This is a genomic window from Salmonella sp. K21076 (genome assembly GCF_039650795.1).
GTDB lineage: Bacteria > Pseudomonadota > Gammaproteobacteria > Enterobacterales > Enterobacteriaceae > Salmonella > Salmonella enterica.
The window spans coordinates 1-14249 of record NZ_JBCLYA010000002.1; the positions used below are offsets into that span (position 1 = coordinate 1).

Annotated in this window: 9 protein-coding genes and 2 pseudogenes; 2 read left to right on the forward strand and 9 right to left on the reverse strand. The window is 53.7% G+C overall.

The window, feature by feature from the left end; translation table 11 throughout:
• From AAYN39_RS00015 to torC, 5 genes and pseudogenes are all read right to left on the reverse strand, one after another.
• A pseudogene (locus tag AAYN39_RS00015) lies at positions 1 to 120 on the reverse strand (heme ABC transporter ATP-binding protein CcmA); the annotation flags it as partial.
• 5 nt (positions 121 to 125) lie between these two features.
• The gene (locus tag AAYN39_RS00020) at positions 126 to 1526 is read right to left on the reverse strand and encodes a cytochrome-c peroxidase (RefSeq protein ID WP_000724476.1); all 1401 of its coding nucleotides are present in this window, start codon (positions 1524 to 1526) and stop codon (positions 126 to 128) included.
• A 189-nt stretch (positions 1527 to 1715) separates the two neighbouring features.
• Entirely contained in the window at positions 1716 to 2348 is a 633-nt protein-coding gene (torD, locus tag AAYN39_RS00025) for a molecular chaperone TorD (RefSeq protein ID WP_000595416.1), read from the reverse strand.
• Positions 2341 to 4893: a trimethylamine-N-oxide reductase TorA gene (gene torA, locus AAYN39_RS00030; RefSeq protein ID WP_000790669.1), complete on the reverse strand. Its 2553-nt coding sequence runs from the start codon at positions 4891 to 4893 to the stop codon at positions 2341 to 2343. The genes torD and torA overlap by 8 nt, the downstream gene beginning before the upstream one ends.
• Entirely contained in the window at positions 4883 to 6067 is a 1185-nt protein-coding gene (gene torC, locus AAYN39_RS00035) for a pentaheme c-type cytochrome TorC (RefSeq protein WP_001230265.1), read from the reverse strand. Before torC ends, torA begins: the two co-directional genes overlap by 11 nt.
• Before the next feature lie 129 nt (positions 6068 to 6196).
• On the opposite strand from torC, the pseudogene torR reads away from it, so the two are divergent.
• A pseudogene (gene torR, locus AAYN39_RS00040) lies at positions 6197 to 6891 on the forward strand (two-component system response regulator TorR).
• Here the strand turns inward: torR and torT are convergent.
• Entirely contained in the window at positions 6864 to 7904 is a 1041-nt protein-coding gene (gene torT, locus AAYN39_RS00045) for a TMAO reductase system periplasmic protein TorT (RefSeq protein ID WP_001259560.1), read from the reverse strand. The pseudogene torR and the gene torT sit on opposite strands and share 28 nt — an antisense overlap.
• A 79-nt stretch (positions 7905 to 7983) precedes the next feature.
• Between torT and torS the strand changes: the two genes are divergently transcribed.
• Positions 7984 to 10719, forward strand: coding sequence for a TMAO reductase system sensor histidine kinase/response regulator TorS (torS, locus tag AAYN39_RS00050; RefSeq protein WP_000106933.1), 2736 nt, complete (start codon positions 7984 to 7986; stop codon positions 10717 to 10719).
• 104 nt (positions 10720 to 10823) lie between these two features.
• Here torS and AAYN39_RS00055 read toward each other — a convergent pair whose 3' ends face one another.
• From AAYN39_RS00055 to AAYN39_RS00065, 3 genes are read right to left on the reverse strand one after another with little or no spacing between them, the layout of a single operon-like run.
• Positions 10824 to 11951, reverse strand: coding sequence for a DUF4056 domain-containing protein (locus tag AAYN39_RS00055; RefSeq protein WP_001259271.1), 1128 nt, complete (start codon positions 11949 to 11951; stop codon positions 10824 to 10826).
• Entirely contained in the window at positions 11948 to 13087 is a 1140-nt protein-coding gene (locus AAYN39_RS00060; protein WP_001078027.1) for a BamA/TamA family outer membrane protein, read from the reverse strand. Before AAYN39_RS00060 ends, AAYN39_RS00055 begins: the two co-directional genes overlap by 4 nt.
• Entirely contained in the window at positions 13084 to 14106 is a 1023-nt protein-coding gene (locus tag AAYN39_RS00065) for a hypothetical protein (protein ID WP_000747401.1), read from the reverse strand. The genes AAYN39_RS00060 and AAYN39_RS00065 overlap by 4 nt, the downstream gene beginning before the upstream one ends.
• Between the last annotated feature and the right edge of the window lie 143 nt (positions 14107 to 14249).

Consider the following 14249-nt stretch of genomic DNA (forward strand, 5'->3'; position numbering starts at 1 on the left):
TTTTCCGGCGCCGTTGCCGCCGGTGACCTGCACCCACTCCCCGGCCTCCACGGTGAACGACAGCCCGCGAAACAGCGTCCTCTCGTCCCGCTCGCAGTACAGATCTCTGGCTTCAAGCATCATTGTCATTGCGCATATTCAGGTTGATATGGCGTATAAACACCGGTCAGGCTTTCCAGGAAGGCGACGATATCGTCAATATCGTTTTGCGGCAGATCGGTGCCAACCTGGTAACGCAGCATCAGTTTTACCGCGCCATCCAGCGTCGGTACGTCGCCCCGATGGAAATAAGGCGCTGTTAACGCGACGTTGCGTAAGCCTGGGACTTTTTGCCGTAATTTATCGCGAACCTCTTTGGTGACGTTCATACGACCAATATCCGCTGCGGTAATTTCGCCAAAATTAAAGTCTCGCTTTAATCCCAATGGTTCAAAAGAGCGCCCGCCTAAAATGATACCGCCGTGACAGGTTGCACATTTATTTTCTTTAAATAATTGATAACCGTGTTTCTGTTGCGCGGTCAGCGCATTTTCATCTCCACGTAGCCATTTATCAAAAGCGGAATCCGGCGTTATCAACGTTTTTTCGAATTCGGCGATCGCATCAGTAATATTTTCCCCGGTAAATCCTTGCGGATAAACCGCCTGGAAATCTTTTTTCAGGACAGGGTCTTTATCAAGCTTGCTAATAATTTCATCCCAGGATTTAGAGGCCATTTCAATAGGATTTAACGGCGGTCCGCCTGCTTGCTCCTGCAGGGTTGCAGCACGACCATCCCAAAATTGTTCGATATTAAATACGGAGTTGAATACCGTCGGCGCATTTATTGGCCCTACCGCACCGCCAACGCCAATTGAGGTTTTTCTGCCATCGACACCGCCCGCATTTAACGCGTGACAATGCGCACAGGATATTGTGCTGTCGCCGGATAAACGTTCATCATGATAAAGTCGGAAACCTAAGTCGACTTTTTTCGCATCGACGGGAATATTGCGCGGAATAGGCTGAACGGGTTCATTCCGGTGTGCGGGGTCGGTATCGGCGCTGGCATAGTTGCGCTCACGCTGATCGGCTATCCAGTTCAGGATGTCAGTACGCTCTTTATCGCTGACGCCCCCCGCCCAGTGCAGCGCGACATAGCGGGTTGGTGGCATAGTCTGATGTTGCATAACCCATTCAATTTTATTCAGTTCGCTTTGCGGCACCGGCGTATCCGCAATCAGGGCGGCCCGTACCGCCTCCAGGTTAAACGACTTGTAGCCGAGCTGGATATCGTAATCCATTAGCTGCTTTGCCACCGGAAAAGAGGAATAAAAAGGCAATTCAGCGGAAGGCGTATGACAATAATCACATCCTTTCTCCCTGAAATAACCCAGTATTTTATTATTTTCACCCACAACCGAGGCCTGCACATCGCTTTTTTTACTGCGCTGTTTGTCGTAATACCATACATACCCGGACAAACCTAAATAACATAACAGCCCAACGGTGATAACCGTTGTCGCATAGAGGGTAATTTTTTTCATATCACTATCCTTATGGGGTATTGCGGCATAATTAATTAAATTTTATTTTTTTACTCATGAGGCCCGTCAATACTAAATACAAACCCATCATGGATATTGATTGGTATCAATAATTACAATTGGCTAAACCTATAGATATGATAACCCCCGACTATCGTAAGATTTATTTTGCGATGCCCGTCACAGGGTTTATTCAACCGCAACAATGGATAAATCCTCTTTTCCGTCATCAAAACGAACGATAGCCAACAATAATTGACTTAACGCAGCATAAAAACCATAGGGATCATGCTTAAGGCAATTATTTGTAAATTCCGGAAGCCACTCCAGTAATGACGATAATGTTTTCTGGCGTAATTTATTCATTCTCCGTTGTTGGAACGATTCACCCAATGAAAAATGTAAATGGCTGAGTAATTCCAGATAAATCGCCAAGTGGTCGGCCGGCTCTTTAAAATCGTCGTTGACTTCCATCCCGGCTTCAAGCAATAAATGTTTAATCATGCCGGGTTCCTGCTGCGGGTATTGCGAGGCGTAGGGCAAGGCCGATTTTTTATCCGTCATCAGGAACAATCCGCAAAAATCCGCGGCCAGCTCCAGCTGCGCATCCTGACGCAGGCTAAGCGCGGCAATTTTTTGTTCGAGTAACGCCACCGACGCCGCCAGCGCTGGCTGACGCTTTAACAGCGCCAGCCAGTCCGCGATTTCCGCGGACTGTAATTGTATTAACCCTTCATCATCCACTTCCCGGAAAAAGAGTAACGCCAGCCATGCATATACGCAGGCGTACTGTTCCTGAGCAAGCGCTGGCTGCTTAATCATGCGGATTCCCCTGCGATGCGGGTACATATTCACACTGCGCGACCATCTCGGCCGGACCGTTAAACGCCGTGACGTTATCCATAGGACCGGTATATTTTTCAATTTCCACCAGCGTCGTATGCGCGCTGGTCGCCTGCGCGAGCTGTGATGTACCGGTATCCAGCGTTAATACGTTAGGGTTGCCGTACTTACATAACGCGTTGAGATCGCCGCCTTTATCAGGATCGTACCAGGCACCTTCATGAATTCGCGCCACGCCCGGCGCATAGCGATCGGAAACTACCGCTCCCGCCAGTACCTGCCCGCGTGCATTGAATACCCGCACGATGTCACCGTTGCGGATCCCGCGCGCGCTGGCATCCTGTGGGTTAATAAAGACCGGCTCCTTGCCGCCAACGGCATATTGCTGACGCAGCGTTTCCGACTCGCACAGTTGGGAATGCAGACGGAAATCAGGGTGGACGGACTGTAAGTGCAGCGGCCAGCGCTGCGATCCCGGCCCGCCATGCGAGCGTTCGATTTTTTCGAACCACATGGGATGGCCCTGACAATCGTCGTATTGCATGTCGGCGATCGTTTTGGAGTAAATCTCGATCAAACCGCTTGGCGTGCCCAACGGCTCCAGGTCCGGATCTTCACGGAAAGCCTGATGGCGCACAAACATCTGCGGATGATCAAACTCGATGTACTCCTGTTGATTCCAGAACACCTCGAAAGTCGGTAAGTGGATACCGCGACCTTTTCCCTGCTGGCTCCCTTCCTGCCAGATGCGTTTCAGCCAGCCCATTTCATCAAGACCTTCCGTGAATGCCGCTTCACGGTTAAAGCGTCGGCAGAGATCGCGGAAAATATCAAAGTCGTTACGCGCTTCAAACTGCGGCGACACCACCTGTTTCATGGCGATAATGCCGCGGTTAGAGTGGTTGCCGAACTGATCGAGGTCGTTACGCTCAAATTGGGTGGTAGCCGGCAAAACGATATCCGCAAAGCGGCAGGTCGACGTCCACTGGTTATCAATAGCGATGACCGTTTCCAGCTTGCGCCAGCCTTCAATTATGCGGTTAATTTGTTGGTGTCGGTGGAACGGGTTGGTCCCGGCGAACACGCACATCTTCAGCGGCGGTAATTTAACCGATTTCCCGTTCCAGTTAATGATCTTGCCCGGTTCAAGAATGGCATCCATAAAACGCGCAATAGGAATGGTGCTGCTGTAGCCTTTGTAATCCGTGCTGTCGTGCACTGGCGGAACGGTCGTCGAACCGGAAAAGCCGCTTAAAATGATCCCTTTACGACCAGGCGTCCCGGCGCCGTTATAGTGCCAGCCAAAACCAAAGCCGCCGCCCGGTAAACCAATCTGTCCCAGCATTGCCGCCAGCACGACGACCATCCATGACCACTGTTCGCCATGCTGCATACGTTGTACGCACCAGCCAGCGATGATTTGCGTTCTGTCGCCCGCCATCTGCCGCGCCAACGCGCGGATGGTGTCGGCGTCAATACCGCACAGTTTTTCCGCCCAGGCGGCATCTTTGGGCTGTCCATCTTTCTCGCCCAGCAAATAGGGGAGGAACTGGTCAAAACCGACGCAGTAGTTATCGAGGAAATTTTTATCGTACAGTTTCTCGCTGTACAGGGTATGCGCCAGCGCCAGTTGTAACGGGACATCCGTCTGCGGGTTAATGGCGATATGTTTGACCTTATCGCGCCCCAGATAATCGTGCGTGGAGGTGACGACCGGGTCGATGCTGATGACCGAGATAGCGCCGCTGGCAACCTTCTCTTTTAATTGTTCATAGTACTGATAGACATCGTGATCCGGGCACCACCAGTTTGCCTGCTGGTTTTTCACCATATCAGAACCCCATAGCACAATCGTTTTACTGTTCTGTAAAACCAGAGGCCATGACGTTTGCTGCTCGTACACTTCCATTGAACCCACCACACGCGGCAGAATCACCTGCGCCGCGCCGGTCGAATAGTCCCCTCCCGTGCTGACGCTATTGCCATGTAGCGCAATCGCGCGCGCCAGCATCCCGGAGGCGTTATGGAACATGCCGGTAGATTGCCAACCGCTCGCCGTCAGTAACGCGCTCGGCCCGTAGGTTTTTTGCACCCGCTCCAGTTCCTGATAGAACAGATCCAGCGCTTCATCCCAGGAGACGCGCACAAAACGATTATCGCCGCGCTGCGAGGTGTCGCTTTGATGACCTTTGCGCATCCAGTCGACGCGCACCATCGGATAGCGAATACGCGCCGCGTTGTGGACGTGATCGGGCAGACCGGCGATCATTTTGGACGGGTATTTATCCTGTTCAAACGGTTTTGCCGCCACAAATCGACCGTCAACCACCGTGGCGCGAATCGCCCCCCAGTGAGAACCGGTAAGGATACCCTCTTTCGTCGCGGCGCCTGGCGCAACGGCATCCGCTGCGCGGGCGCTACGGGGCGTCAGTAGTGACGGCCCCAGCATTCCTGCCACCGTCAAGCCGCCAAGCTGCGCCAGAAAACGTCGACGAGAGACGTGTAACGAGTCCTTATTTTTCATTGTGTTCTCCCTTATCGCTGTGCGGCGTGTTGGTGGTATCAGACGCATTCATCTGGAGATATTTCAACAAGGTACGTTCATCACGCTTATCCAGACTGGTGAAACCGATCATGCCGTTGAGCGTGCCGATCCAGCCGTTAGCGTCAAAGTGCGCTTTGTCCGGCGCACCGTGACACTGATTACAGGTGCCGTTATAGAGGGAGTCGGCATAGGCCCAAATCGGTTTAATGTCATTTACCATGTCACCTTTTTGCATCCACGCGGTTGCCTGTAATTTGCTCCACTGAGTATTGGTCGCCGCGACGGTGGTCTCTTCCAGCGTTTTCACATGCTGTTGCACATCGCCGCGAATCGAGGCGACAAAAATACGTTTACCGGGCAACTGCGTCAGCACGCGCTGGCGACCGTCCGTCTCCGTCCAGCCTTCGATTTGCACTTGCAGCCAGTCACCGTCCCGTTTAAGGACTTTCACTTCAGAAGCAGGCAACAGCGAACCTGCCGGTTCTTTATCGCCTTTAGCGGCGTAAATCGGCTTGATATCCAGCGAATAGAGCGTATCGCCGTCATTATGCGTACTGGCGCTGGCGCGCAGTTCATCAAACTGTTTGCGGAAACCGCTGCTCATATCCGGTAGCTGGTGGGCAATCCCTTTATGGCAGTCGATGCAGGATTGATTTTCTTTCGCGGCGATTTTCATTTGCCGCGCCGCTTCCGGGTTCTGTTTCGCGTGCTCCATCGCATCGTAGTTATGGCAGGAACGACAGGTCGCGGAGTTATTCTCTTTCATGCGCGCCCATTCTCGCTCGGCAAGCTCGGCGCGTTTAGCTTCAAATTTTTCCGGGGTATCAATCGAGTGGGCGATAAATGTCTGGTAAAGATCGTTGCTGGCTTCCAGCTTACGTTTCACCATGCCTGGAATATCGGGGGGGATATGGCAATCGTGGCATTCCGCGCGTACGCCGGAAGCGTTCTGGAAATGTACGGACTGTTTATATTCCTGATACACCGGCTGCACACTATGGCAGCTGACGCAAAACTCTGTCGTACTGGTCAGTTTGATACCGACGTGAGGTAACACGATCAGCGCAACGCCGATCACAATCCCGACAATGACCAGCGCCAGTATCGACCAACGGGTGCTTGGCCTGAGTAACGCTCTCCAGAGTTTTCGCATAATAGCCCCTGTAATTATATGGTTTAATGCGCAGATCTTATTCCGCAAATATGAACAGCGTCACTGGTCAGGATGAACGGGATACGGCAATATATGAACAGATATGAACAGAAAGAGACCGCGCGCAGGATGTCACATCACATTGTTATTGTTGAGGATGAACCTGTTACTCAGGCCAGGTTACAGGCCTATTTTGAGCAGGAGGGGTATCGCGTTTCGGTGACCGACAGCGGCGCGGGCCTGCGCGTGACATCATGGAGCATGAGCACGTTTCGCTGATCCTGCTGGATATCAACCTCCCCGATGAAAACGGGTTGATGCTGACCAGGGCGCTACGCGAACGCTCCACGGTGGGCATTATTCTGGTGACGGGGCGTTGCGACCAAATCGACCGCATCGTCGGGCTGGAGATGGGCGCGGACGACTACGTCACCAAGCCGCTGGAACTGCGCGAGCTGGTAGTGCGGGTGAAAAATCTTTTGTGGCGTATCGATCTGGCCCGCCCCACGCCGCAAAATGCCAGTGAAAACTGCTATATGTTTTCCGGCTACTGCCTGAACGTGATGAATCACACGCTGGAGCACAACGGTGAAGCCATTAAGCTTACGCGCGCGGAGTACGAGCTGCTGCTGGCCTTTGTGACCAACCCAGGCAAAGTGCTGCATCGCGAACGTCTGCTGCGAATGCTTTCCGCCCGCCGCGTAGAGACCCCGGATCTCCGCACGATTGATGTCCTGGTTCGCCGCTTACGTCATAAAATTACGCCGGAACTGCTGGTCACACAGCATGGCGAAGGCTACTTTTTAGCCTCGGAGGTGTATTGATACAGATAGACGGGCCGAAATCCCGGAGGCGATAGCGAACGGCGAACGCGCGCGCTGTCGGCGTTGTTATGCGTCAAAATAAGTACCGGCGGGCTGATATTTTCAGGCACCGGTTGCCCCTGTAAGACCTTAATCGACTGCGTTATCGCTAATTCTCCCTGCCAGGCCATCTGATCGCTGAGCGCCATCAGGATATGGCCGCGTTTTAAACCGCGATAAACTTGATGCGTCAGATAAAATGAGACGATCGTGAGCGGAGTCGTCAAATTTCGCCCTTCGCCCATCGCCGCCTCCGCCGCTATCGCCGACCCGGCGACCACATTGGCGTCCGGATGGCGTTCCAGCATTTCCTGGAGTAAGTTTCGCTGCACTTCAATGTCGTTATCGCCCCAGGCGATATCCACAATGTTGATGGCGCTGCCTTTAATTGCCTGACGAAAACCCGCCACCATCTCCTGACTGCCGCCGGCTTCTTCCGGCCCCGGGAAGAGTAAAACGTTAAGCGTTTTTCCTTTGCTCCACTGCACCAGGAAACGTCCCGGCAGATAACCCATCTGAAACCACGGCAGACCAATGCGGGTTGCGACGCTGGCATCGTGAATCATGTTCACCAGTTCAATAACCGGCACATTACCGGCATATCGTTCCAGCTCCGGGAAACGATCGGTACTGCTGCCAAGCAGAATAGCGTCGGCGCCCCACTCCCGGCACTGCGTCATTTGCTGTTGTTGCGTCGCCAGTTGCCGATAGCCATTCGCTTCCAGCACTTTTAAATCAACGCCATACAATTTGGCCGCTTTTTGCATCCCGTAGTTGACGGACAACCAGTAAGAATCTTTCAGGCTGGGGTATAATGCGCACAGTTTCCAGGGTTTACTCGCATTGACTGACGTTTGCCGCCAGGGAATCGCCCGATCGGCGCGCGTCCAGTGTAGCAACCCGGTTTCGGCTGACGCCGTTTCTACATTCGAGACGATGATTATCAAAAAAAAGAACGAAATAAGCGTGCGCATGATAGCCCCACCAGCAACAAGGTTTTATCCTAATGGTTTTTCCGGCGGCAACTCAACCCATTTCACCCGCGGCGCATAAATGTCAACGCCTTCACTGACCCACAGATTATGGCTGGCCTTCGCTCTGATGGCGGCACTCACCCTGCTCAGCACCGTGATCGGCTGGATAAGCCTGCGCGTCATTAGTCAGGTGGAGCAAACCAATACGCAAGCGCTGCTCCCCACGATGAATATGGCCAGGCAGTTAAGCGAAGCCAGCGCTTACGAGCTCTTTTCCGCGCAAAATCTGACCAATGCCGACAGCGAGGGCGTTTGGCTGGCGCAGGGGAAGATGCTGAAAGCGCAAAGCCTTAAAATTAACCATCTTTTGCAGGCATTAAGCGAGCAGGGGTTTAATACCTCGGCCATCGCCCGGCAAGAAAAAGAGATTGCGCAAACGCTTGGGCAGCAGGGAACGCTGGTCGGTGAAATTCTCACGCTGCGCGCACAGCAACAGCAGTTAAGCCGCCAGATTGCGGAGGCGGCGGAAAGCATTGCCGCCCAGGCTCACGGTCAAGCCAATAATGCAGCGACATCTGCGGGCGCCACCCAGGCCGGTATTTACGATCTTATCGAAAGCGGTAAAGGGGATCAGGCTGAACGCGCGCTTGACCGACTGATTGATATCGACCTTGAGTATGTGAATCAGATGAATGAGTTGCGGGTCAATGCCCTGCGGTTTAAGCAGCTCATTGTGACCTTAAAAGACGCGCAAGGGCTGAGCGATGCCGAGGAAACCGATGAAAAACTTAATCAGTTGGTTAAAATTTTATCCCGCCGCCAGCAGCGTATAGAAGATCCTACCGTTCGCGCCCAAATCGCCGACGCGCTGGGGAAAATAAACCAGTACACGACACTGGTTACCCTGTTTCGTAAGGAAAACGCCATCCGCGACCAGCTTCAAACGCTTATGGCCAATAACCTCTTTCAGTTTACCCGCTTCAGTACGGAAGTGTCGCAGTTGGTGAACGCCATCGAAAAACGAAACGAGGCTGGGTTAGCGCGTCTTACACACGCCAGTCAGCGTGGGCAAATAGGGTTAGTGATCTTAGGTATCCTGGCGCTGTGCTCATTAAGTTTTATTCTTTGGCGAGTGGTTTACCGTTCCGTATCCCGCCCGCTGGCGCAACAAACGCAGGCCTTACAGCGGCTACTGGAGGGCGATATTGACTCGCCGTTTCCGGAGGCGGCTGGCGTCAGCGAACTGGATACCATCAGCCGTCTGATGGAAGCGTTTCGCGCCAACGTGCGCAAATTGAACCGCCATCGTGAGGATTTGGCGGAACAGGTGCGATCGCAAACGGCGGAGCTTCATGCGCTGGTGCTGGAACACCGGCAGGCGCGCGCCGAAGCGGAAAAGGCCAACGAGGCGAAATCGACGTTCCTTGCCGCCATGAGCCATGAAATTCGCACGCCGCTTTACGGCATTCTCGGTACGGTACAATTGCTGGCCGATAAACCGCTCATGGCAAACTACCGCGACGATTTACAGGCCATTAATGATTCAGGCGAATCGCTACTGGCGATTCTTAACGATATTCTTGATTACTCGGCGATTGAAGTAGGCGGCACCAACGTTTCCATTAGCGAGGAACCGTTTGAACCGCGACAATTGTTGAATAGCGCGCTGCATTTAATGCACAGCCGCGTGCAGGTGGCGCTCATCACCGACTTTAGCGAGCAACTCCCTTCCACGCTACAAGGCGATCCGCGCCGGATACGTCAAATTGTGATTAATCTTTTAAGTAATGCGGCGAAATTTACCGATCGCGGCAGCATAGTGCTGCGCACGTTTTGCGACGATCAGAGCTGGTTTATTGAGGTTGAAGATACCGGATGCGGTATCCCTGAAGCGAAGCTGACGGCTATTTTCAAACCGTTTGTGCAGGCGACAGGATGCCGGGGCGGGACGGGCCTGGGGCTGGCTATCAGCGCCAGCCTGGCAGAGGCGATGGGCGGGACGCTAACCGTCACCAGTACGCTTCATGTTGGCAGTTGTTTTCGCTTACAACTGCCGGTTCGCCACCCCAAACCTGCAAGCAAAAGTGCGTTCAGGGAACCGGTAAATCTTAACGGACTACGCCTGTTGCTGATTGAAGATAATATGCTGACGCAGCGTATTACCGCTGAAATGCTCACGGGTAAAGGGGTGAAGGTCTCAGTAGCTGAAAGCGCGAATGACGCGCTACGCTGTTTAGCCGAAGGCGAGCCCTTTGATGTGGCGCTGGTGGATTTTGATTTACCGGATTATGACGGCTTAACCCTGGCGCAGCAGTTGATGAGCCTGTATCCCGCCATGAAACGCATTGGTTTTAGCGCGCATGTGATAGACGATAATCTTCGTCAGCGTACCGCCGGTCTTTTCTGCGGGATTATTCAAAAGCCCGTTCCCCGCGAGGAGCTTTACCGCATGATAGCGCACTATTTACAGGGCAAATCTCACAACGCGCGGGTGATGTTGAATGAACATCAGCTTGCCGGCGATATGGCGTCTGTCGGCCCGGAAAAGCTCCGGCAATGGGTCGCCTTATTCAAAGACAGCGCGCTGCCTTTAGTCGAGGAGATCGAGGCGGCGCGCGCCATGAATGACGACGTTAACATTAAGCGGCTGGCGCATAAATTAAAAAGCGGCTGCGCCAGCCTGGGGATGACGCAGGCAACCGAAGCCTGTCGGGAGCTGGAATTGCAACCGCTTAGCGATATAGATATTAAAACTATCGTGACGCAGGGAGTGACGGCGCTCGACGCATGGATAGCCGGTCATCCTTCGCCATGATGATTTCCGGCTCGCCAAACGACGCGTTTCACATCGCCAGTTATCAGGACATAAAACAGTACGCCGAGGGTATAAGAGGGAAATAGCCTACGGCTACCGCCTGTTTAATGATTCTGTGTTTTTTCGTCCTGTAGCCGTGCCTGCTCCGCCAGGGCGGCAAAATCTTTTTCGCTGTAATAGTGCGCGGGAGGCGGTAGCTGCGCCATATCCTCGCTGGGCCACAATTGTAGCTGCGCCAGCGTGCTAAGCTGGATACCGCGCCAGCGATGGGGCAAGCTCAGCGGCAATAGCGACGTTATCTCGCCAGGAACCGCGGTCGGCAGGCGGTCATCGCCCATCTGATAATTACGATGCAGCACCAGATATTTTTCCGGTACCCGCCGCTGGCTGTTCCACCAACGACCATCAAGCATATCAAACTGAAAACGGGTGATCTGCGCCGGCTGCGCTGCCAGCTGCGTCAGCGCTTGCCGCAGCGCAGTTTCCATCGCCGTGTTGTACATCTCTTGCGTTTTCGTCTGGCCGTCGACAATTAAAGACGCCGCCAGACGGGCACCCGCGAGGTTAGAATAGAGATCTTCCGGCGAAAAGGCCGATACTCCCTCAGAAAATCCGCGAACGGACTCGAAACCGTACCATTGGGCGATTTCGTGCCACTCCGCCACCTGGAACGCCAGATGCGCCGACAGCCAGGCGGCCAGCGTGTAACGCTCGCGTGCATCGACCGGAGGGGTAAAAGCAGTAAAGACCAGACGCCGTTCGGCCAGCTCCTCGCCCAGATTCAGCGTAAAAGCCTGCCCCAGCTTTGGTAGTAGTTGGCTGAAGATATACACTGTCATATCAGCGGTATCCCGCACATGTGCGGTGTCGATGAATCCGCCACGCAAGGTATACACAATACCGTTATTCTCACCGCTAAGGCCGATCAGGTTTGCCACGCCCGAGTACAGATGGTCGTTGTACTGATGATGCCCCAGCGAGTCTACCGTCACGACGTTATTTAACTGATAAAACGGAACCGGCAGTCCCAGCAGCTCGGCATGCAGGTCGTAACCAAAAGCGCAACACGGACGCAACCCCTTTGGCAGCGGCTGTGGCGGCATCGTTGGCCAGGCTTCACTGGCAGCAGGCATTGGGAGCGTGGACAGATAGAGCGTCAGTGGTAAGGCGGCGCGGGCGCTCCCCGCCAGAAACAGCAGCGCCAGAAAGATAACCCGAACGATAGTCCTCAAAATGCCTCTCCTACCTGAAAATAAAAACCGCTGCTGCCTTTGCCCACGCCGTAATCCAGCCGCACGTTGACGCGCGGCTTGAACTCAAAGCGATAGCCCACGCCCGCAGAAGGCAGCCATCGCCCGTCATCCAGATGGTGCAAAGACGATCCCATGGTGCCCGCTCCCACCCAACCGACAACGCCATGCCGCCAGCTCAACTTATGGCGATATTCCAGTTGGCCACTGACGGCGTTTTTATCGCGATAGCGCCCTTCATAATAGCCGCGCATACGATGGTTACTGCCCAGCAGCGGCAGCATATTCCATGGCACGTAGCCCTGGGTAAAGGCACCGTCAGCTTCCCAGGCCAGCACGTCTTTATCATCAACGGCGTGGTATTGACTGTAGTGCAACTGGTATTCATCGAACCGCGTATCGCTACCGATGTCTGGCGCGAAGTGGGTATAGCGAAGGGTGGCATACTGTCCTTTGCGTGGGTTAGGCATAAAATCACGGTCGTCCCAACTAATCTCAACGCTACCGCCGTTACTCAGTGAAGAACCGCCCTGCGCTGTATGTTGAATTCTGGGCGGATCGTCCTCATTGATTTGCGCGGCGTGCTGTACATCCAGCGTCCAGCCAACGCCAAGATAGATATTGTTGACCAGCCGACGATACAGCATGGGTTGCAGATCCAGCACCTGCGCGGTATAGGCCTGCTTATGGCTGTCTTTATCACCGGCGGCAAAACCCTGCCCCCAATAGTAAGTGGGCGTGTCGCTCAATGCGCCAGTAAGGAAGAAACGCCAGCGATCTTGCGCGAAAAAGGCGTAATTTTGCAGGCTTACGCCGAAAGCGCCCGTGGAGCTAAAATAGCCGCTCAGCGACAGCGTGGATATCTGGCTAACCTTATCGGCAGGATCGGGGCGATACATACCGACAATGGCGGTGCCGATGCCCAGCCCCAGTTCAGGGGTATAAAATGGCCCGGGCATTACTCCCCAGTTGACGCCTTTGGCGGCATCGTAAGTATCGCTATCCCCCATTTGTTGTAGCCAGCCGTCCACCTGACTGCGGCTGGGCAGCGCCGCCTGCGCCACGCCGGACAGCACACCGGCGACGCAAAGCAACTGTCGGCAATGGCAGCGGTTCAAAAGCGATACTCACCGGCCACAAAGAAGCTGTTGCGCTCGGCAAAGCCAAACTCGGTGGTAACGTTGAAATGGCGGGTTATTTCATACTGAGCGCCCAGCAGCATGTTCCACGGTGATTGCAGATGCTGTTTGACGTCAAAGCGGCCGTTATTGTTATAGTTAGCCATACTCACCAGCCTTTGTAGCGTCGCTGATGGCATGGTCAGGTCGTCGAGGCTGCCTTTAAACTCCTGCTGCACATCCTGATACATGCTGCCGACCCAGACGTTTAGCTTGCCCGACGGCAGATGCATCTTATCTATACCCGGGGTGGTAAAACGGTAACCAACGCGAGGTGAGACGGTAAAGGCGTCGATGCTGCCATCAAGAATATCGAACTGTGTCTGGGTGTAGTTAGCATCAACAGCGGTAAACCAGTTACCTACGCCGCCGACCAGCGTGGTGCCGATACCATAGGTAGTGCCTTTAAAGTCGAGTTTAAACTTGAGGTTTTGCAGATCGGCGGGATGAAAAACGTGGCCATTTTTCGTCATCAACCCAACACCAATTTGCGAAACGGAATGACCATCGGTATAGCCCACCAGGCCGTACACATTCATAAATGGCAGCAGCCAGGCATCCAGCTTGACCGTTTCGGTCTTGCTCTTTTCACGGGTATGACCGACGTTAATTTTAAACGCGTTATCTAATGGAATTCCCCCGTTGGGACCTAAAGCCAGGCCATTAAAGTTGATGCTATCAACGTTAATATTCTGCCCAATATTCATGTAGTTAATATTGAGGCCAAATGGCTCGGGAAGCTCATAGCCACGCTTTCGGGCTTCATCACCCAGAAAAGGCAACACTGATGTACTGGCAGGCTTTGCCACCGGCGTTGTCGCGACTGGCGGTGTGGCAGCAGATGGGACGTCATCCTGATAGCTATAAACCGGCGACAGGTTCGCCGGGGGGCTGGTAGCCGCCCAGGTAGAAAAAGCCATAGCGGGCAGCGCCAACAGCAAAAGGGAGCGTTTTTTCATAATGATGAAGCGTTTATTCTGGCGAGAAGCGCCGCCGGATCGAAAGGAGGAGGGAGAATATAGTAATCGTCGCCTGGTGGGCGGGATTTCTGTGCGAATTAATCTTTTGAAATAAAAAACTATTTTCTACAACGTCTTTGTTG